The sequence below is a fragment of the Agrobacterium sp. LR_9 genome (assembly GCF_041954855.1).
In the GTDB taxonomy this organism is placed as follows: domain Bacteria; phylum Pseudomonadota; class Alphaproteobacteria; order Rhizobiales; family Rhizobiaceae; genus Agrobacterium; species Agrobacterium leguminum.
In genome coordinates this window covers 73,084-93,962 of sequence record NZ_JAVAYA010000010.1, presented here as the reverse complement: position 1 = coordinate 93,962, position 20,879 = coordinate 73,084, and the positions used below count along the sequence as shown (strand labels likewise).

18 protein-coding genes are annotated in these 20,879 nt (G+C 59.6%); 10 read left to right on the top strand and 8 right to left on the bottom strand.

Annotation, left to right across the window (positions count from 1 at the left end; translation table 11 throughout):
* Positions 1-11: 11 nt before the first annotated feature.
* Positions 12-509: a spore coat U domain-containing protein gene (locus tag RAC79_RS13675; RefSeq protein WP_374997149.1), complete on the bottom strand. Its 498-nt coding sequence runs from the start codon at positions 507-509 to the stop codon at positions 12-14.
* Between the two features lie 358 nt (positions 510-867).
* Here RAC79_RS13675 and RAC79_RS13670 point away from each other — a divergent pair, with 358 nt between their 5' ends.
* Both RAC79_RS13670 and catB read left to right on the top strand, forming a co-directional pair.
* Complete coding sequence (locus RAC79_RS13670) at positions 868-3,657, top strand: bifunctional aconitate hydratase 2/2-methylisocitrate dehydratase (RefSeq protein WP_374997148.1); 2,790 nt, start codon at positions 868-870, stop codon at positions 3,655-3,657.
* Positions 3,658-3,987: 330 nt separating this feature from the next.
* On the top strand, positions 3,988-4,623 hold the full coding sequence (gene catB, locus RAC79_RS13665) for a type B chloramphenicol O-acetyltransferase (protein WP_374997147.1): 636 nt from the start codon (positions 3,988-3,990) through the stop codon (positions 4,621-4,623).
* 46 nt (positions 4,624-4,669) lie between these two features.
* Here catB and RAC79_RS13660 read toward each other — a convergent pair whose 3' ends face one another.
* From RAC79_RS13660 to RAC79_RS13640, 5 genes are all read right to left on the bottom strand, one after another.
* Entirely contained in the window at positions 4,670-6,472 is a 1,803-nt protein-coding gene (locus RAC79_RS13660; RefSeq protein ID WP_374997146.1) for an NAD(P)/FAD-dependent oxidoreductase, read from the bottom strand.
* A gap of 112 nt (positions 6,473-6,584) precedes the next feature.
* Complete coding sequence (locus RAC79_RS13655) at positions 6,585-7,658, bottom strand: 2,3-butanediol dehydrogenase (RefSeq protein ID WP_374997145.1); 1,074 nt, start codon at positions 7,656-7,658, stop codon at positions 6,585-6,587.
* A 160-nt stretch (positions 7,659-7,818) separates the two neighbouring features.
* Complete coding sequence (locus RAC79_RS13650) at positions 7,819-9,699, bottom strand: sigma-54-dependent Fis family transcriptional regulator (RefSeq protein WP_374997144.1); 1,881 nt, start codon at positions 9,697-9,699, stop codon at positions 7,819-7,821.
* Positions 9,700-9,851: 152 nt separating this feature from the next.
* A complete protein-coding gene (locus RAC79_RS13645; RefSeq protein WP_374997143.1) occupies positions 9,852-10,184 on the bottom strand; it encodes a tetratricopeptide repeat protein in 333 nt (110 codons plus the stop codon).
* Positions 10,185-10,259: 75 nt separating this feature from the next.
* The gene (locus tag RAC79_RS13640) at positions 10,260-11,339 is read right to left on the bottom strand and encodes a LacI family DNA-binding transcriptional regulator (protein WP_374997142.1); all 1,080 of its coding nucleotides are present in this window, start codon (positions 11,337-11,339) and stop codon (positions 10,260-10,262) included.
* A 237-nt stretch (positions 11,340-11,576) separates the two neighbouring features.
* Between RAC79_RS13640 and RAC79_RS13635 the strand changes: the two genes are divergently transcribed.
* The 8 genes from RAC79_RS13635 to RAC79_RS13600 all read left to right on the top strand — a co-directional run bounded on the left by RAC79_RS13635 (position 11,577) and on the right by RAC79_RS13600 (position 19,795).
* A complete protein-coding gene (locus tag RAC79_RS13635) occupies positions 11,577-12,554 on the top strand; it encodes a substrate-binding domain-containing protein (RefSeq protein WP_174025129.1) in 978 nt (325 codons plus the stop codon).
* Between the two features lie 116 nt (positions 12,555-12,670).
* Positions 12,671-14,161 carry a sugar ABC transporter ATP-binding protein gene (locus RAC79_RS13630; protein ID WP_374997141.1) on the top strand — a complete coding sequence of 497 codons (1,491 nt, stop codon included), beginning with the start codon at positions 12,671-12,673 and terminating at the stop codon, positions 14,159-14,161.
* Positions 14,154-15,170: an ABC transporter permease gene (locus RAC79_RS13625; RefSeq protein WP_374997140.1), complete on the top strand. Its 1,017-nt coding sequence runs from the start codon at positions 14,154-14,156 to the stop codon at positions 15,168-15,170. The genes RAC79_RS13630 and RAC79_RS13625 overlap by 8 nt, the downstream gene beginning before the upstream one ends.
* Positions 15,167-16,162 (top strand): ABC transporter permease, encoded by a 996-nt coding sequence (locus RAC79_RS13620; protein WP_374997139.1) that lies wholly within the window; start codon positions 15,167-15,169, stop codon positions 16,160-16,162. The genes RAC79_RS13625 and RAC79_RS13620 overlap by 4 nt, the downstream gene beginning before the upstream one ends.
* Position 16,163: 1 nt before the next feature.
* Positions 16,164-17,012 carry a sugar phosphate isomerase/epimerase family protein gene (locus RAC79_RS13615; protein ID WP_374997138.1) on the top strand — a complete coding sequence of 283 codons (849 nt, stop codon included), beginning with the start codon at positions 16,164-16,166 and terminating at the stop codon, positions 17,010-17,012.
* Positions 17,013-17,038: 26 nt separating this feature from the next.
* Positions 17,039-17,704 (top strand): nucleoside triphosphate hydrolase, encoded by a 666-nt coding sequence (locus tag RAC79_RS13610; RefSeq protein WP_374997137.1) that lies wholly within the window; start codon positions 17,039-17,041, stop codon positions 17,702-17,704.
* 66 nt (positions 17,705-17,770) lie between these two features.
* Positions 17,771-18,640 (top strand): sugar phosphate isomerase/epimerase family protein, encoded by an 870-nt coding sequence (locus tag RAC79_RS13605; RefSeq protein ID WP_374997136.1) that lies wholly within the window; start codon positions 17,771-17,773, stop codon positions 18,638-18,640.
* A 159-nt stretch (positions 18,641-18,799) separates the two neighbouring features.
* Complete coding sequence (locus RAC79_RS13600; RefSeq protein ID WP_374997135.1) at positions 18,800-19,795, top strand: hypothetical protein; 996 nt, start codon at positions 18,800-18,802, stop codon at positions 19,793-19,795.
* A 48-nt stretch (positions 19,796-19,843) separates the two neighbouring features.
* Here RAC79_RS13600 and RAC79_RS13595 read toward each other — a convergent pair whose 3' ends face one another.
* Together RAC79_RS13595 and csgH are read right to left on the bottom strand one after the other, a co-directional pair.
* Positions 19,844-20,257 carry a curlin gene (locus RAC79_RS13595; protein WP_374997134.1) on the bottom strand — a complete coding sequence of 138 codons (414 nt, stop codon included), beginning with the start codon at positions 20,255-20,257 and terminating at the stop codon, positions 19,844-19,846.
* A gap of 170 nt (positions 20,258-20,427) precedes the next feature.
* The gene (gene csgH / locus RAC79_RS13590) at positions 20,428-20,826 is read right to left on the bottom strand and encodes a curli-like amyloid fiber formation chaperone CsgH (protein WP_374997133.1); all 399 of its coding nucleotides are present in this window, start codon (positions 20,824-20,826) and stop codon (positions 20,428-20,430) included.
* Positions 20,827-20,879 lie beyond the last annotated feature (53 nt).

Below are 20,879 nucleotides of genomic sequence, written 5' to 3'. Positions count from 1 at the left end.
CCCTGTGGCGATCAGTAGTTGAGCGTGGCCGTCACCGTATCGGTATAGACGCCGACCGCGGGTGTCGTCTGGGCAGGTACACGCCCATAGACAGTGAATGTCTGCGGCGCGCCGGTACCGGTTCCCGTTTGCCGGTCCGTTCCCACGGTGTTCCCCCAAACCGTGCTATGTGCCGCAGTCGTATAAAGCGAGTAGGAAATGGTCGCGCCCGCAGGCGACGTCATCAGACGGTTGGCGACCGTCGCGCCCGAGCCGGCGCCGGCGCTGAGACCGAGGCTGAAGGGAGTGCTTGCCGTGCATTGCACGACAATATCGCTGGTCGCATCGATATTGCTGCCGATCACACCATTGGTGCCGAAATTGAGATTGCCGGCGGAATTGATCTGGCACGCCGCCTGAATGGTGATCTGGACGTTGAAATTCGTCGTGGCGACCTGCGCGACGCCCGATGCCGGCGTGAGGAGCAGTGCCGCAAATGATAATAAATAGCCTGATGCTGCAAACTTCATGCTGCCTCCCCAAGCTGCTGCGTTGCTGATTTTTCGATGCGCAACATGGAATTACGCCAATAACGGGTAATTAGAATAATCTAATACTCGTACCGATTTGGTTAATAAATCCTTAATGAGGGTGGCTGAAAAACCACTGGCTGAAAAGCAGCGGCCGCCACAATCAAAAGTGTCGCGACGTGGTTGCAAAGCGCAGGATCGACGCTAAATCCCGTCCACGAGTTTTTTACTGAAATGCGACATCTTGTCAGCCGGCCCCGGTTGGCGTACTCGAAATCGATAGAAACCCGGGCCGATCAACAGTACCGTTCGGTGACGCTGCGTTCGGCTCCATAGACATCATGACGTTGGGATTGCGATGAACCTTTACTTGGATTACCTGGCTGAAATCAAAAGCAGAGAACCACAGGGTCTCGCGCCCAAGCCGATCGATGACGGTGCGTTGACCGCCGAAATCATCGAACTGATCAAGGATGCAGGCAGCGAACACCGCGCCGATGCCCTGAAGTTTTTCATCTATAACACATTGCCGGGAACCACGAGCGCCGCCGGCGTGAAGGCTGCGTTTCTGAAGCAGATCATCCTCGGCGACGTCGTCGTCCCTGAGATCACCCCGACCTTCGCGCTGGAACTGCTGTCGCACATGAAGGGCGGCCCGTCGATCAAGGTGCTGCTCGACATCGCGCTCGGCAACGATGCCGCAGTCGCCACCAAGGCGGGTGAAGTGCTGAAGACCCAGGTCTTCCTTTACGATGCCGACATGTTCCGCCTGCGGGATGCCTACAAGGCCGGCAACGCCATCGCCAAGGCCGTGCTGGAAAGCTACGCCAAGGCCGAATTCTTCACCAAGCTTCCGGATGTCGAAGACGAGATCAAGATCGTCACCTTCATCGCCGCCGAAGGCGATATTTCCACCGACCTCCTGTCTCCCGGCAATCAGGCGCATTCGCGCTCCGACCGCCAACTGCACGGCCAGTGTATGATCTCGCCGGAAGCGCAGGCGCAAATCGTCGCGCTGCAGAAGCAGCATCCGGACAAGCGGGTGATGATGATCGCCGAAAAGGGCACGATGGGCGTTGGCTCCTCGCGCATGTCTGGCGTCAATAACGTGGCGCTGTGGACCGGCAAGCAGGCCAGCCCCTACGTGCCCTTCGTCAACTATGCCCCCATCGTTGCGGGCACCAACGGCATTTCGCCGATTTTCGCCACCACCGTCGACGTGACGGGCGGCATCGGCATCAATCTGAAGAACTGGGTGAAGAAGCTCGGTGAAGACGGCAAGCCGATCCTCAACAATGACGGCAACCCCATCCTTGAGCAGAAATATTCGGTCGAGACCGGCACGGTCCTCAAGATCGACGCCAAGAATCGCAAGCTGCGGGACGAAAACGGCACCGAGCTGGTCGACCTCGCTTCGTCCTTCACGCCCCAGAAGATGGAATTCATGAAGGCGGGCAGCTCCTACGCCATCGTCTTCGGCAAGAAGCTGCAGACTTTTGCCGCTGAAACGCTTGGCGTCGAGGCGACCCCTGTCTTTGCACCGAACAAGGAAATTTCGACCGAAGGCCAGGGCCTCACGGCCGTCGAGAAGATTTTCAACCGCAACGCCGTTGGCCTGACGCCTGGCAAGGTGTTGCACGCCGGCTCCGACGTTCGCGTCAAGGTCAACATCGTCGGCTCGCAGGATACGACCGGTCTGATGACCGCGCAGGAACTGGAAGCGATGGCGGCCACCGTCATTTCGCCGCTGGTGGACGGCGCCTATCAGTCCGGCTGCCACACTGCTTCCGTCTGGGACAAGAAGGCTCAGGCCAACACGCCGAAGCTCATGGCCTTCATGCACAATTTCGGCGTCATCACCGGCCGTGATCCGAAGGGCGTCTATCATTCCATGACGGACGTGATCCACAAGGTGCTGAACGACATCACCGTTGATGACCGGGCAATCATCATCGGCGGCGACAGCCACACCCGCATGTCCAAGGGCGTCGCCTTCGGTGCGGATTCCGGAACCGTCGCGCTTGCGCTCGCCACGGGCGAGGCGACCATGCCGGTCCCGCAATCGGTCAAGGTCACCTTCAAGGGAACGATGCAGCCCTACATGGACTTCCGCGACGTTGTGCACGCAACGCAGGCGCAGATGCTGCAGCAGCACGGCGATAACGTGTTCCAGGGCCGTATCATCGAAGTCCATCTCGGAACGCTGCTTGCCGACCAGGCTTTCACCTTCACCGACTGGACGGCCGAAATGAAGGCCAAGGCCTCGATCTGCATTTCCGAAGACGAAACGCTGATCGAGTCGCTGGAGATCGCCAAGTCGCGCATTCAGATCATGATCGACAAGGGCATGGACAATGCCGCACAGACGCTTAAAGGCCTGATTGCGAAGGCGGATCAGCGCATTGCGGAGATCCGTTCCGGTGAAGTTCCAGCATTGAAGCCTGACGCGAATGCGAAATATTTCGCTGAAGTCGTCGTCGATCTCGATGTCATCAACGAACCGATGATCGCCGATCCAGACGTCAACAACAACGACGTTTCGAGGCGCTACACGCACGATACGATCCGTCCGGTTTCCTATTATGGCGCTACCAAGAAGGTCGATCTCGGCTTCGTCGGCTCGTGCATGGTGCACAAGGGCGACGTGAAGATCGTCGCGCAGATGCTGCGCAACATCGAAAAGACCGAAGGCAAGGTCGAATTCAAGGCTCCGCTCGTCGTTGCCGCGCCGACCTACAACATCATCGACGAGCTGAAGGCGGAAGGGGATTGGGAAATCCTGCAGAAATATTCCGGCTTCGAATTCGATGATATCAATCCGAAGACAACGAACCGGACCGAATACGAAAACATCCTCTATCTGGAACGCCCGGGCTGCAACCTGTGCATGGGCAACCAGGAAAAGGCGGCGAAGGGTGACACGGTTCTGGCAACCTCGACGCGTCTCTTCCAGGGCCGTGTCGTTGAAGACAGTGCCGAAAAGAAAGGTGAATCGCTTCTGGCCTCGACCCCGGTCGTGGTGCTGTCCGCCATTCTCGGCCGTACGCCGAGCATCGAGGAGTATCGTTCCGCCGTCGAGGGCATCGACCTGACGAAGTTCGCTCCGCCGAAGACGACGCCGATCGATTCCCAGTCGGTGCATTACTGAAATCGTGATTATCGCCGTGCTTGGGCTAAAGGCTCCGCGATGGCGATGCACTGAAAACGCCGATGAACGTGGACAGCGGGGAGAAATCCCCGCTGTTTTTTATGGGTGGCGGTGCTCCGATCAGACCATTGGAGACTGGCGACATGTCTCGGCTTGGCCTTCGCCTCTTTTCGCGGTAACCAGACTGAATGATAAAAGCATCGAGTATCACCTGCATCTAGCTCCCGCCGCCGCGCGAGGAGCATCGAGCGAGAAGCCGACAGGCTTGGCGCTCGGCGTCGGCTTGTCTGAAGGCAAGCGAATGCGAACATTTGCAGTGAGATTACTCCAATGGAAAATTACTTCGAAAGCCCGTTCCGGGGCATCACGCTTGACAAGCAGGTCAGAAACCCGAACCTCGTGGTCGGGAAATACAGCTATTATTCCGGCTATTATCACGGCCACAGTTTTGAGGATTGCGCCCGTTATCTGCTGCCGGATGAAGGCGCGGACAGGCTGGTGATCGGAAGCTTCTGCTCGATCGGTTCGGGCGCCGCCTTCATCATGGCCGGCAATCAGGGCCATCGCAACGAGTGGATCAGCACCTTCCCGTTCTTCTTCATGCCGGAGGTGCCGGAATTCGAGAATGCCGGCAACGGCTATCTGCCGGCGGGCGATACCGTCATCGGCAACGATGTCTGGATAGGCTCGGAAGCGATCATCATGCCCGGCATCACGGTCGGCGATGGCGCGGTGATCGGAACGCGGGCGCTGGTGACGAAGAATGTCGAACCCTATGCCATCGTCGGCGGCAATCCCGCAAAAACGATCCGCAAGCGGTTCGATGACGACAGCATCGCCATGCTGCTCGAGATGAAATGGTGGGACTGGCCGGTGGCGCTGCTGAAGGCGGCAATGCCGCTCATGACCAGCGGCAATGTCGCTGAGCTTTATCGATTCTGGCGATCCGATAAGCCGCAGTCGTAAAAATGCCCGGCCCGTCTTATCGAGGCGGGCCGGAACTCCCTCCGGGTCAGGACAGATGATGCGGCTTCTGAAGGCCGTAAACGGGTGTTCTCAGGCCCACCTGTCTCGCCTTGAGCTGGAGCGCGAGATATTGCGAGTAATGCCGCGATTGATGCAGGTTGCCGCCGTGGAACCACAGCGCCTGCTGTTGTGTCGGCTTCCACATGTTGCGCTGCTCGCCTTCCCATGGGCCGGGATCCTTGGTGGTGTCGGAGCCGAGGCCCCAGCATTTGCCCACCTTGTCCGCTACCTCACGCGAAATGAGGTCGGCCGCCCAGCCATTCATCGAACCATAGCCGGTCGCATAGACAACCAGATCGGCAGGCAATTCCGTGCCATCCTTCAGCACCACGGCATTCTCTCTCAGGTGCGAGACATCCACCCCGGATTTCAGCTTGATCGAGCCGTCGATCACGAGATCACAGGCCCCGACATCGATGTAATAACCCGATCCACGCCGCAGATATTTCATGAACAGGCCGGATTCGTCGTCGCCGAAATCGAGCATGAAACCGGCTTTCTCGAGCGCGGCATAAAAATCGGCGTCCTGTTCGCGAATGCGATCGTATACCGGAACCTGGAATTCATGCATGATCCTGTAGGGCAGGGAGGCGAAGATGAGGTCGGCCTTGCGCGTGGTCATGCCGTTTGCCACTGCCCGCTCGGAATAGAGGTCGCCGAGACCGATATCCATCAGCGAGTTCGATTTGACGATATGGGTGGAGGACCGCTGAAGCATGGTGACGTCAGCGCCCGCTTCCCAGAGCGCTGCGCAGATATCATGCGCCGAGTTGTTGGAGCCGATCACTACGACCTTCCTGCCGGCATAGGCGTCCGGACCCGGATGCTGCGAGGAGTGCTGTTGCTCACCCTTGAAGACATCCTGTCCGGGGAATTTCGGGATATTCGCCTTGCCCGACATGCCGGTCGCCAGTACCAGCTGTTTCGGCCGCAGCACGACCTCCTTGCCGGCGCGGTCGGCAACCACCGTCCATTCGCCAGTCGTCTCGTCATATTGGGCGGACTTGCAGGTGGTGGAGCCCCAGTAATTCAGCTCCATGACTTTTGTGTACATTTCCAGCCAGTCACCCATCTTGTCCTTCGGCGTGAAGACGGGCCAGTTTTCCGGGAACGGAATGTAGGGCAGGTGGTCGTACCAGACGGGGTCGTGCAGGCAGAGCGATTTGTAGCGCTTGCGCCAGCTGTCGCCGGGCCGTTCATTTTTTTCGATGATGATCGCCGGCACACCAAGCTGGCGAAGACGCGCGCCAAGTGCAATGCCTCCCTGTCCGCCACCGATGATGACGACATAGGGCTGCTCCGAATAGCCGAGTTCGGCGACTTCGGCCTCGCGTTTTTCCTTCCAGGTCCGGCGGTTGCGGTCGTGGCCGTGCTCCGCGCCCATCGGGCGACGGATACCCTTCGGCTCTTCATGGCCCTTCAGTTCGCTCATGGTGGTGAGCAGGGTCCAGATCAGCCCGTCCTTCAGGCGGATATGGCCGTAACCACGGGCAACCTTGGTCTCGAACTCGAACCAGCCTTGGGTGACGCCATTGCCTTCCGAGGCCTGCTCCTTCACATCCTGCACCAAGCCCGAGGGTTTGATGGCGGAAAGCTGGTTTGTCAGCATGTCGCGGATCTGCTCCCGCCCTTCCAGCGTTTTCAGGTTCCAGGTAAAGGTCACGAGGTCGCGCCAGTAACAATCAGCCTGAAACAGGTTGACGGTGGCGTCTATGTCTCCATTCTCCAGCGCATTGCCGAGCTTGGAAAGAACGGTGTCGATTTTGGTGGCGGGACTGACATCAAGCATATTTATCTCCTCCATGGTGCTTGGTCTGATGGTGGAGCGGCGAATCGCCGCCCCTGAAGCCAGTGGCCTCCGTATGTTGGGCTCCTCTTCCCGGCATACCGGAGGCAACAGGCTATCTCGAAAGATCGATCAGGATCTTCAGATGGGTGCCGGCGGGGTCGAGCAGGGCATCGAATCCCTCCGGCACTGCCGTATCGAGCGTGATGCGTCTGGTAACGATCTTCGTCGCCGGCAGCAGCCCGGAGGCGATGAGCCGGATGACCCGGGGCCAGTAGTGGGTCGGATAGGCCCACGAGCCCTTGATCTCCAGGTCGCGGAATGTCACCTGGAACCAGTCGATCGGGTTTTCATGCGGATGCAGGCCGGTTTGGACGACAACGCCCTGTTTGCGCACAGCATCGACGCAGGCCTTGAGCGCATGTTCATTGCCCACGCATTCGATTGCCACATCGCAGCCGACCGTGCCCTCCGTTGCTGCGCGCACGACATCACCGACATCGTCACGCTTCGGATTGATGGTGATGACGTCGGGGACGATACTGCAGGCAAGCTCAAGGCGAGCGTCATTGAGGTCCGATACGAAAAGTTGCGCAGCGCCTGCCGCGCGCGCGGCAAGAAGCGTGAGCATGCCGATCGGACCGGCGCCGGTGACCAGGACGCTGTTGCCGGCGGTGACGCCGCCACGGTCACAGGCATAAACGGCAACCGCCGAGGGTTCGACGAGTGCGGCCTCTTCATCCGTCATCTCGTCGGGAATTTTCTGGACATTATATTCGTTGACGAGCGCTGCCTGCGCCATGCCGCCGCCTTCCCAGCTGAGACCGACCAGCGCGAGTTGTGTGCTGAGATGGAAAAGGCCACGGTCAGCGAAATAGTCACCGGATCGCGGCATGATGAGCGGCTGGATCGACACCCGATCACCGACGTTGACGGAGGTGACGCCTTCGCCGACCGCCTCTATGACACCGCCGAATTCGTGACCGAGAACTTGCGGGCCGTGAGCCCCGGTGAAGGGATGCGGTTCGGTGGGTATGAAGATCGGACCGTAACTATACTCATGCAGATCGGTGCCGCAGATGCCGACAAACCGGTTGCGGACGAGAACCTGTCCCGGTCCCGGCCGTTTCGGCTCGGAAATGTCTTCAACCCGCAGGTCCCTGGCTGCATGAAATCTGAGCGCGCGCATGTTTTCTCCTCGATGGCTCCTGATGCCGGAGAAGGTGCAATGCCCGTGCCAGCAAGGTTTGCCATGCCGGAAGCCCGAAATTGCGGGGGTTTACCAGAGTGACGGTTTTATACAGCGCCACAGCTGTGGCGCGACAGCCGTGGCGCATGCCTCACTTTTTCTAGTGAGGCCTTCCGATGCCGAGGCGTCGCATTCGCCGGTGCATGGTCGTGCGGTCGATGCCAAGCCGGCGCGCGGCCTCCGACACATTGCCGTTGCAGGCGGCCAGAAGCGCGCCGAGATCGGCACCGCGACTGTCGATCATGGGGGCTGGCGTTGCGGAGACAAGATGATCGGGAAGGTCTTCCGCCGTAATCACCCCGTCATCACAAAGGGCGGCGGCAAAGGCTATCGCATTGTCCAGCTCGCGGATATTGCCGGGCCAGCGATGGCCAAGGATCGACATCCGGGCGGCGTTGGAGAGCGTCAGGGGACGACCCGGCAGCCCATGTTTTTCCAGAAGCCTATCGAGGAGCCAAGGGAAGTCGTCGCGCTCGCAAAGCGCCGGCAAGGTCAGCACGGCCGCATTCAGGCGGTAGTAGAGATCTTCACGGAAATTGCCTGTCCGTACCATGTCGCTCAACGGGCGGTGCGATGCGGAAATCACCCTGAAATTCACCTTCTGGGGGGTGGAGCCACCAACGGGCAGGATCTCGCCTTCGGCCAGCACCCGCAAAAGGCGGCTTTGTGCCGCAAACGGCATGTCGCCGATCTCGTCGAGGAAAAGCGTCCCGCCCTTTGCCTCTTCCACGAGCCCCTTGCGTCCTTTCGCCAAGGCACCCGTGAAGGCTCCCGGCAGATAGCCGAATAATTCGCTCTCGATCAGCTGTTCGGGAATGGCGGCGCAATTGACGGCGACGAAGCGGCCGGAAACGCCGCTGACGTCATGAATGATGCGGGCGAGATGTTCCTTGCCGGTTCCGGTCTGTCCCTGCAGCAGGATTGGCAGTTTTGCGGGCGCCAGTTTTTCCACCTTGCGCCTGAGGTTTCGAACCGTCGGCCCATCGCCGCCGAGCTCTTTCACAGGCTGGGATTTTGGACGGGCAAGCGGCAGGGTCGACCGGCGCTGCTGCGGTTCGATCGCGTGCGCATAAAGCACCGTGCCGTCCTTCACGACGATGCGCCGCTCCTGCGGCAGGCTTGACCGGGTGAGGGAGGCAAGCTCGTCAAAGCCGGCCTCGAAAAACTCCTCTACCCGCTCCCCGAGAAGGCGCTCGGGCAAGCGCCAGTCAAGCCCGCGCGATGCGGCGAGAAGGCGTGCGGCGGCATGCGTCATGCCCGTTATCCGGCCGGAGCCATCGACGGACAGGGCCGCTTCGGGGTCGACATCCAGAAATTCGGGCGCGCCCGCAAAGCGCAGTACAAGATCATGGCGGCTGCTGGCCATCAGATTTGCCAGTTCGATCCTTCGCACGGTCGAGGAAACCAGATGGCGCGCCATGTTCTGGCTGGTCTTAAGGACGGGGGAACTCAGAAGTGAAATATCGAGTACAGCAGTGAGCGCGCCCTGGGTATCGTAGATCGGTGCTGCGGTGCAGGAAAGCGGTGTATGCGTCACATCAAAATGATCGGTCTGATGGATCGTCAGTGCTTCGCCGGTGGCGATGCAGGCGCCGACGGCGCAGGTGCCGGCGCGCGGCTCCGACCATTCAGAGCCCAGGTAAAGCCCGGCCTTGCGCAGATTGTTGTTGAATGACGGGTCGCCCAGAAACTCGACCGTCACCCCCTGTTGATCCGACAAAAGAAGAACGTAATTCTGCTCGGCCACCTGCCGATACAGCCGCTCCAGGCCGGAACGGGCGATGTGGACGAGGTCTTCAGCCCGCTGGCGATGCTCGCGCAGGCATGTTTCGGAAACGATGACGGCTTCGCGGGCCTTGGCCGGATCAAGCTGATAGGTGTCGAGACAACGTCGCCAGGATTCAAGCACCACCGCATCCCGGCCGGTATTCCTGCCCAGTCCGACGTGCTCGATTTCCTTGATGTGATCCGAAAAACCCATAAATCACCGGCCCTCGACAGCCGCCTCCCGTGATTTTTCCGGCGATCATAGCCAGTTTTATGAAATCTGGCTAACCTTCCGGCGATTTTTTGCGCATGGGCTCGATTGCGCTGGCAACGACGCGACCGGTTGCACCGCTAATGCGGGTCTCATCAACCGGCACCCTTCGGGGCGCGCGACCGCAAACGTCGCAGCCGGACCTCCATCTGCCTTTTGGCCTGAATGTCGCCACGCCTGATGGCCACCGACATTCCTTCCACCCACGCCGCAATGGCGCCGTCGTCATCCCCCAACCGTGCGCGGCATTCTCCGAGTTCGGCCCAGACCGCCGAATAGTCTGGGTCCTGCCGGATGGCCTCCTGCAGATGATGTGCGGCATCTTCGAATTGCCCTGCGGTCGTCAAAGTCTTCGCGATTGAAAAGCGCAGCAGCGGACTGTCCCGTCCGTCTTCCAGCATCCTCATGAGTTTTTCGATCATCATCATCCCGTTGCAATGGTGAAGCGCCATGCAATCGGTACGACCTCAAGCGCAGTTGAGGTCAAGCGGGAATTCGCGCAGTCACTTCGCCATGCGAGGCAATGCAACCGGGTCCCATATGTCGTCGAGCGGGCCTTCGAGAGCGGTTCGCGGGGGAATGAGCTTCGGTTCGATGATGGTGACTTCCGGCTCGGTCCGATTCTCTTCCAGCAGTTCGAAACCCTTTTCGAGCATCTGCGCGATATCGGGTTTGATCATATAGACCGGGAAGGGAAGGAAGGATGCGAAAGGGTCGTAGTCGAAGCAGCCGACAACGATGTCGCCGAAGGCCTCGCCATCATGACGCCCCATGAAACGAAGCAGGCCTTCGAAATTTATCGATGAATTGACGAAGAAGCAGCGGGGCAGGCGGCCCCTGCGCTCGAAGAAACGTTCGAATGCCAGCTCCGTCATATGCGGTGAATAACCGGTGATCTCGATATCGTCTCCGCTCACCGCGCCGAAATAAGCGGCCTTGGCGGCGTGGAAGCCGTCGATACGCTCGCGGCTGGCGTGGTCGTCGTGACCGCCGAACAGGATGACATCGTCAGGGCCGAGAGGCCCGCCTTTTTCCGCATGGGCAAGGATCGCCGATGTCAGTATCTCCGCACCGTGCCTGTTGTCGGAAATGACCGAGGGTACGAATTTGCCGGGAAGGTCGATATTGACATGCGGCAGTGCTGCGCGGGCGCAGACCTGGTGCACGCCGTCAGGATCGGTCGCGCCTGCAATGAAGAGGGCATCGATGGAATAGGCGATCAGGGTCTCCACGGTGCGGCGTTCTTCCTCGGGATCGCGCCGCCCGGAGACCACCATGGGCGACAGGCCGCGTTTGCGGGCCTGCCCCTCGAATGTCTGCGCCATGGATGAAAAGAACCGGTTGTCATAAATGGGCACCAGAAGCCCGATGAGACCGGATTTTGAACTCCTCAGGCCGCGGGCCTGCAGGTTGGTGGTGTAGCGATGCGCCTTGGCGAGCGAGAGAATCTTGTCGGCAGTCTCCTCCGAAATCCGCCGTTTGCGCCACGATCCGTTCAACACGGCGCTCACTGTCGAGGCTGATGCACCCGACAATATCGACAAGTCATAAATGGTGGCTTTCTTGGAACTTATACCCGTCACTGCGACCTCCCCAACTGATTCCAATTATTAGAGTACACATCCCCTTGACGGAAGGGCGCTTCATGTTATGGTTATTGCACCATCGATTGTGCACATTGGCAATATCGATTGTGCAGGATGGCTGCTGTGGGAGTGGCAAGGGAGAGTCTCGAATAAGCGAGATGAGAAATTTTGAACGCGCCAGATAAAAAATGGCTGCGGCGGGTTTCGTTTGCCGATTTTTTGAGGAGGAACATCATGAAGAAAATTATTGCTGCAGCGGTCGGCCTGTCGCTCGCGTTGCTCTCGTCCACCGCCTTTGCCGAAGGGCCGAAGGTGGGCGTCGTCGTCAAGATCGGCGGCATTCCGTGGTTCAACGCCATGGAGGCCGGTATCAAGGAACAGAGCAAGAAGCTCGGTGTCGACGGTTTCATGGTCGGCCCGACCAGCGCCGATCCCGCCCTGCAGGTCCGCGCCATCGAAGACCTGATCGCCCAGAAGGTCGATTTCATCGGCGTTGTGCCGAATGATGCGAAGGTGCTGGAGCCGGTGCTGAAAAAGGCCCAGGCCGCTGGTATCAAGGTCATCACCCATGAATCGCCCAAGCAGCTCGGCGCTGACTGGGATTTCGAACTGGCATCCGCCAAGGGTTTCGGCGAAGCGCATGGCAAGCTCTTGGCGGAAAAGATGGGCGGCAAGGGCTCCTATGCCGTCTTCGTCGGTTCGCTTACGGTTCCGCTTCATAATGCCTGGGCGGATGCCGCCATCGCTTACATCAAGGCCAATTATCCGGACATGAAGCTCGTCGGCGATCGCTACGGTGTCGCCGAAGATCTCGACAAGAGCCGTTCGACGGCGCTTGACCTGATGTCCGCCAATGCTGACCTGAGCGGTTTCCTCGCCTTCGGTTCGCAGGGGCCGATCGGTGCCGGGCGTGCCGTCGAAGAGCGGCGCAAGGATGGCAAGGTCTTCGTCATCGGCCCGTTCTCTCCGGGGCAGGGCGCCAAGCTGATCAAATCAGGCGCGCTGACGGGCGGCTTCATGTGGAACCCGAAACAGGCCGGTGAAGTCTTCATCACCCTCGCCGACCGTATCGCCAAGGGCGAGACACCCAAGGCCGGCGACACTATCGAAGGTCTCGGCACCATCAATCCCGAGGGCAACACCATCGTCGTCGACCAGCTTTTGAAGATCGACAAGGAAAGCATCGACAAGCTCGTTTCCATGGGCCTCTGATCCTCCCCAAGGCCAAGGGCGTCGCGCGGGTGTAATACGCGCGCGACGTCCCATCTGGAAAACATGCCGAGCGCCACGTCTGCAATGCTGCCGCGGCGAAGGAGATTTACGTTATCATGAGCGCAGAACCGCTCCTGTCCCTCAAAAATGTCAAAGTCACCTTCGGCGGCGTCCGCGCGCTGAAAGGTGTTTCTTTCGAGGTCAATCCGGGTGAAGTGCATTGCCTTGCCGGTGAAAACGGCTGCGGTAAAAGCACGCTGATCAAGGTCATCACAGGCGTTTACACGCCCGAGAGTGACGCCGAGCTCTATTTCGACGGCAAATCCATCGCTGCGATGACCCCGACGCTTGCGCAATCGCTTGGCATCCAGGTGATCTGGCAGGATCTGGCGCTTTTCGATGAAATGACGGTGGCTGAGAATATCGGCTTCCAGTACGCGGTGAATGGAAAATATGGGCTGGTCGACAAGCGCGCCATCGAGCAGGCGGCCGAAAAGGCGCTGGCCCGGCTCGGCGTCGAGATCGATCTTGATAAGCCGCTCAAGGAACTGCCCATCGCCCAGCGTCAGATCGTGGCGATTGCCCGCGCACTGGTCGGGGAAGCGCGGCTCGTTTTCATGGACGAACCGACCGCGTCGCTCACGCAGTCTGAAACGGATTACCTGATCGACATCGTCCGCAACCTGTCGGCCTCAGGTGTCGCGGTTGTCTTCGTCTCGCATCGCCTTGCGGAAGTACTTGAGATTTCAGACCGCATCACCGTGCTGCGAGACGGCTCGCTTGTCGGTGTCTTTCCCGTTGAAGGCATGACCCAGTCACGGGTGACCGAGCTGATGACCGGCCGCAATTTCGACAACGCCGTCATCGCCGCCGATCACGATGACAAGCCCGTCGTTCTCTCGGTGCGCGGGCTGAGCCGGGCCGGCGAGTTCGTGGACGTTTCGTTCGATCTGCGGCGGGGCGAAACGCTTGGCATAACCGGCCTCTTGGGAGCCGGCCGCACGGAACTGGCTTTGACGCTGTTCGGCATGCATCGGCCGCAATCGGGTGAAATCCTGATTGACGGCAAGAGGGTGGATTTTCATTCCAACCGCGATGCGATCCGGGCGGGCGTCGCCTATCTTTCCGAAGACCGGCTATCGCTCGGTCTCAACCAGCCGCAATCCATTGCCGACAATCTCGTCATGGCCTCGCTCGACCGGCTGCTGAGCGGCGGCCTCATCTCACCCTCTAAAAAGGCGGATGTCGTTTCCCGGTGGATTTCGGCGCTCGGGGTGAAGATCGGCCTGCCCGAAGATCCGATCCGCACGCTTTCGGGCGGCAACCAGCAGCGCGTGGCAATTGCCAAGTGGCTGGCAATCGGGCCGAAAATCCTCATCCTCGACGCGCCGACCGTGGGGGTCGATGTCGGCGCCCGCGCCGGCATCTTCGAAATCGTCCGCAAGCTCGCCGCAGAAGGTCTCTCGATCATCGTGATCTCCGACGAAGCCCCGGAAGTTTATTTCAATACAGACAGGGTCATCCACATGGTCGAAGGCCGGTTCCACGCCACCTATGATCCGCGACGGCTGTCGCTGACCGAACTGGAGTCCGCCATCTATGCGTAGGCTCATCCTCGGACATACAACCGAATTCACGCTGCTGGTCGTCATGGTGCTGCTCTGCACGGGACTGTCTTTTGCCACCGACCGGTTCCTCACCATTTCCAACGCCTTCGATGTGCTGAATGTCTCGGCGGTCAACATCATCTTTGCGGTCGGCCTGCTTGTGGTGCTGATCTCGGGCGGTATCGACATTTCCTTCGCGGTCGCGGCCTCCGTCGTCCAATATGTCACGGTGCTGGCGCTCAATGCGCTCGGCGGCGGCAACTGGGCGGAAGGTTTCATCATCGCCGGCGCGGTTGGCCTTAGTCTCGGTTTCGTCAACGCCTTCCTCGTCTGGCGGCTCAATATCATTTCCATCGTCGCGACCATCTCCACCTTCAACATCTTCTTCGGGCTGTTGATGTTCTTCACCAAGGGCGTGTCGATCTACGATCTGCCGGAATGGCTGTCCACGCGCGTGGTGTTTTACGAGCGCGAGATGTCCGATGGTTCCTGGGTAGAGCTGACGCTACCCGTCGTGGTCATGATCCTCTGCTGCTTTGCCACCTGGTTCATGATTTCGCGCACTACCGTCGGTCGCAAGCTCTACGCCTTTGGTGACAATCCTGAAGGCGCACGCCGCTTCGGCATCAATATCGGCGCCATGCACTATATTTCCTTCGGCTGGCTCGGCCTGATGGCGGGCATTGCCGGGCTCATGCAGGCGCATTACGCGCAGGAGGTGGTGCCGAACGCGCTTTATGGCCGCGAGCTGGATGTTCTTGCCGCCACCGTCCTCGGCGGTGCCCGGCTCGGTGGCGGCAAGGGGTCGGTCATCGGCTGCGTGCTCGGGGTGCTGATGGTGTCGATCACCCAGAACGGTCTCAACCTGATGGGCGTTTCTCCCTTTGCCTTCAAGATGATCGTGGGGGCCATCATCCTCATCGCCATCACGCTCTCTTCCACCCGCTTCGACAAGCTTTTGCCGAGTGCGCTTCGCACATCCACGAAAAAGGGGAGCGCACAGCGATGAACAGTCTCGTTCGGAAATTCAACGCGATTTTCGGTGCCGACATGGCCGGGCCGGTGATTGCCTTTATTGCGGTTATGCTCATCTTCGGAACCTTTGCCGATAACTTTCTCTCGCTCGCGACATTCGGTTCGGTTGCCTTCCAGCTGCCGGAACTCGGCCTGCTGACACTGGCGATGCTGTTGCCGCTGCTGACGGGCGGCATCAATCTGTCCGTTACCTTCGCAGCCAATCTGTCGGGTCTCGCCGCAGCCTGGGTGTTGCAGGCTCATGGCGGGGTGGATGCGCCGCCGAGTGCCTTCCTGTTCGCCTGCCTTGTCGCACTTGTCACCGGCGGTGCTGCCGGCGCGATGACGGGGGCGGCGATTGCCTACACCCGCGCGCACCCCATTCTGGTGACGTTGTCGATGATGATTTTCCTGCGCGGCCTTGGCGAGTTTCTCACCCGTGGCGGAGACGTTTCCGGTTTCCCCGCCTATATGGCGCCGCTCGGTCACGGCACGCTTCTCGGTCTGCCGATCCCGCTTCTGATATTCATCGTCTGCGTCGGCCTCTGGCATGTGCTGCTGACACGAACCAAGCTCGGCTTCGGCCTGTTGATGATCGGCTCGAACATCGAAGCCGCGCGTTATTCCGGTCTCAATACGCGCAAGATTCAGGTTCTCGTCTACACGCTCTCGGGCCTGATGTGTGCGGTTGCCGGCATCATCATGCTTGCCCGTTTCAACTCCGTCCGTGTCGGCCACGGGGAATCCTATCTGCTGATCACGGTGCTGGCGGCCTTTCTCGGCGGCATCAATCCGTTCGGCGGTTTCGGTCGGGTGCTGCCCGTCTTCGTCGCGCTCATCGTTTTGCAGCTCCTGTCGTCCGGCCTCAATCTTCTCGGCGCCAACCAGCATCTGGCAACGGCGCTCTGGGGCGTGCTGATGATTGTCGTCATGGCGGCGCGCGGCCTGTTTTCGAGCTACTTCGCATCTCTCAGAAAGAAGGTATGACGTGAAAGGCTTCGGTGTTCACGCAATGATGTGGTCCCTGAACTGGGACCACGAAAACGCCAGACGGTCCATCGCCGCTGCCGCGGATTACGGTCAGGATTTCATCGAGATTCCTCTCATCGATATCCCCGCCGTCGATGCAAAACACACGCGCGCCCTGCTGGAGAAATACGGCTTGCGGGCCGTCTGCTCGCTGGTGCTGCCGGAGCCCGCCTGGGCGTCCGCGCGTCCCGATGCGGCAATCGACCATCTGAATGCTGCGCTCGACAAGGCCGCAGAAATGGGCGCGGAGGCGCTGACGGGTGTTACCTATGGCGGCACCAATGAGCGAACCGGATTTCCGCCGACACAGGGCGAATATGACAATCTGACAAGGGCGCTCTCCAGGGCTGCCGGCCACGCAAAAACACTCGGCCTGCAATTCGGCATCGAGACCGTCAACCGCTACGAAAACCATCTGCTCAATTCCGCCGAACAGGCGGTGGCGCTGGTGGAGCGCATCGGTGCCGACAACATCTTCATCCATCTCGATACCTTCCACATGAATATGGAGGAAAAGGGCATCGCCAATGGCATCATCGCCGCCCGCAACCATCTGAAATACATGCATATGTCGGAAAGCGACCGCGGCACGCCGGGCTGCGGCAATGTTGCTTGGGACGAGGTGTTTTCGGCGCTCGCAGCCATCGGCTTCAAGGGCGTGCTGACGCTCGAAAGCTTCGCAGCGATGCCCAGGGAGATGGCCGGCGCGATTTCCACCTGGCGGCCGGTTGCGCCCAGCGCCGATGAGGTTCTCGACAAGGGCCTGGCATTCCTGCGCGACAAGGCAAACCAGTACCGCATTTTCTGAAAGCACTCATTATCGGGGCAAGCACCTTGAGTAAAATTGACGAGAATGCCCACGAGATTGCGGACCTTGCCCTCCAGCGACTGGAAGGGTCCAAGGGCAGGCGTCTGATGATTGCGATCGCCGGTGCGCCCGGATCGGGAAAATCAACCATCGCCGAATGCGTGGTCGATGCGTTGAATGCAGGCGAAGGCGTATCGGCCGCACTGTTTCCGATGGATGGCTTTCATTATGACGATGCCGTTCTGGAAGAGATGAAGCGCCGTCCTTTCAAGGGCGCCATCGATACGTTCGATGCCCACGGCCTGCGCCACATGCTTGAGCGTCTGAAGGCCAATGAGGACGATGTCGTTGCCGTCCCCGTCTTTGACCGCGCCATCGAGATCGCCCGCGCCGGCGGCCGCCTGATCCCGCAATACGTCGATATCATCGTCTGCGAAGGCAATTATCTCCTCTCCGGCCAGTCGCCATGGGATCGTCTCAAGCCGATCTTCGATCTCACGATTTTCGTTGATGTCGACGAAGACGACCTGCGTGCGCGGCTGAGAGATCGCTGGCGAAGCTTCGGTCTCGGCGAGGACGAGATCAACCGGAAGGTGGAGGAAAACGATCTCCCCAATGGCCGCTTCATCACGTCCACAAGCACGGAGCCGGACCTTCGCATCGGAAATCCGGGAAGCGGCCCCGCGTCCTGAACCTGCCTGAAGGGCTGCACCTCCCTATCCAAAGTCAAGCGAAACAGAAAAGCGAAAGAGACCTCCATGAAACACGGCATCTATTACTCTTACTGGGAACATGAGTGGAGCGCCAAGTTCGGCCCCTATATCGAGAAGGTCGCCAAGCTCGGTTTCGATATCATCGAAGTCGCCGCCCACCACATCAATGAATACAGCGACGCCGAACTCGCCGTCATCAGGCAGAGCGCGAAGGATAACGGCATCATCCTCACCGCCGGCATCGGCCCTTCGAAAACGAAGAACCTTTCGTCAGAGGATGCCGCGGTTCGTGCAGCCGGCAAGGCGTTCTTTGAACGCACCCTTACCAATGTCGCCAAGCTCAACATCCACACCATCGGCGGCGCGCTGCATTCCTACTGGCCGATCGATTATTCGCAGCCGGTCGACAAGGCGGGCGATTATGCGCGCGGCGTCGAAGGCATTCACGGCATTGCCGATTTCGCCAATGATCTCGGCATCAACCTGTGCATCGAAGTCCTCAACCGCTTTGAAAACCATGTGCTCAACACGGCGGCCGAGGGCGTCGCTTTCGTCAAGGATGTCGGCAAGAGCAACGTGAAAGTCATGCTGGATACCTTCCACATGAATATCGAGGAAGACAGTTTTGGCGAGGCCATCCGTACGGCTGGCCCGTTGCTGGGACATTTCCATACCGGCGAGAGCAATCGCCGCGTACCGGGCAAGGGCAGGATGCCCTGGCACGAAATCGGCCTCGCCCTTCGCGATATCAATTACACCGGCGCGGTCGTCATGGAGCCGTTCGTCAAGACCGGCGGAACAATCGGCTCCGACATCAAGGTGTGGCGCGATCTCAGCGGCGGCGCCGACCTCGCGAAAATGGACGAGGATGCCCGCAATGCCCTGGCATTCTCCCGTTTCGTGCTTGGCGGCTGATGGCGTATAAGCGCATTGACCGGGCGGCGGCTATCTGTCGCCCGGGCAGCCACTGGTATGTTCGCCCGCAATCGCCGAGTTGAAAAGATAACCGCTTGTGGGCTAAAGCACTGATGTCTCTTCGGGATCAAAACGATCCGCCCAAGACCATTGGTTTGCATGATCCCTGTCGCACTCCCGTCCGTCGAAGCGCTGCTTCTTCTTGCATTCTTTGCCGTCACGACCCTCATATGGATCGTCTGGACGCTCCTGCTGTTCGTACGATATGTGGCAGGCCGCTGGAAGCGCCCGATGATCCTGCCCTATGGGCTGGTAACCGCCGTCGCGCTTTTTACCCTCTTTCGGTTCGGTGATTTTTATCTGCAGATGCGCGCATATGACAAAGAGAGGGCGGCAAGCCATCGGCCGGAACTGCTAGAGCCGGCGCGCCTTGGCCAGATCGATATGCCCAAAGGCACGAAACTCGAACTGGCCATTGCCAATAACAGGGAAGCCTTCGACCGGGCCGTGTTTCCGCATCCCGTGCCGGTGGCGGATATCGATGCCGTCGAGATCACTCGCTATATATCGATAAAAACCAACGAGAGCTACGAAACGGTGGGCTTTACCCCGCAGACCATGCGGATTACCGGCAACGGCGTGACCACCCAGAGCGGCTGGCGCTGCGACGCGACGCAACCGGTGGAGTTCGATCTTTCGCCCGATGGCGGCATATCCGCTTTCAGCAACTGCACTCTTTCCGATGGCAATGTTGTCGACGGCATCACCCTGCCGAAAGGCACGTCCCTGCGCGCCTCCACCGGCAATGTCTATACCGATGGCTTCGTCGATTCCGATAAATGGGTTCTCGATACGGCTCAGGACCAGACCGTTCACATCGACAGTTTCGATCTTTCCGAAGCAACGTTTGCCCTTGATGGCGAGCGAAAACTCCACGAGATCAAAAGAGGTGTCCTGTCAAAAGACGCAACGCTCGGGACGCTTCACCATGCCGCCGGAACCAATATTCGCTACAATCCCCGGCATCTTCGCAACGACTATCCCGGCGCGTGGTTGATAATCGCGCCCCTGCCGGCTGCCGATGCTCCACCGGTTCCGTCGCATGATATCGTGCAGGGCAGGGACGGAAAGGTTCTGTCCGTTCTCCATAATTGATCCCGCCCGGTGGCGAGGTGCCGTGGGCATGGCAGTTCGATAATTGTCTCACCAGCCATAGCTGAAGGTCAGGCCGCTGCCATTGTCCCCATCCTGCACCACATTGGTTTGCGTGTTGCGGCCATACTGGAAAATGCCATAGGCGTTGTTGTTGCCATTCTGCTGCAATGTTGCGGCATGACCGTTGCCCCGTTGCCGGATGAAGCCGAGATTGCCGCCGCCGTTCTGGGCGATGCCGGCGGCGTTGCCACGGCCGAGCTGCCGGATATCGGCATCCTTCAGGCCACGGTACAGCGAATAGGCGCGAAGCCCGGTGGAAAGAAGATCTCCATCCGCTGTATTGCCCGGTGCGAGGTCGAATGAAATCCGGCCGCCGGCCTGAGCGGGTGCGGAAAACCCGATTGGCGCGAGGCTGCCGACAAGCGCAGTAATGGTAAGAAGTTTCAATAGGTTGTTGGTCATTCTTATCTCCATCTGTCAGCCTCTTGCCGATGATCCACTGTCGCATTTCGCAACTGAACCAGACCGGAATTGCCCATTCACATGTCGTTCAGAGGGCCCGGCACGATCAAAAGAAAAAAGGGCGCCGAAACGGGCGCCCTTTCTGGTGAAATATACGACATGACAGCAGCCTAATCGCCGCCAATCTGCTTCGTACAACTGAAGCTCCTGCCATCGATCACGAGATCGAGCACCGCCTTGTAACGGGCTCCCTTCGCATCGAGCGTCACCGAGCTCAGCAGTTGCGAACGTCCAGCCGCGACGTCGAAGTCGCCGCCCTGATTGATGACGGAACTCCCGCCGCCGCCGGATTTTTCGACGTGAAAGGAGTAAGCCCCGCGGCCACCGGTGTCACTCTTTGTGACGGCCTCGAGCTTTACCATGCCGGCCTGCGGTGTTGCCCTGATCTCGCAACGCTGCCCTTCGGCCGGTTCCTTTGCAGTCGATATGGTCGCAACGGCGCCGAAAGGAAGCAGGGCCATTGCAAGGCTCGCCGCCAGACGGCGCGGATGTCTGAGGGTATGGGGCATGGCTCGTCTCCCTGACGATCTGATATTTCGATCTCGACCCGTTTCACCTCATC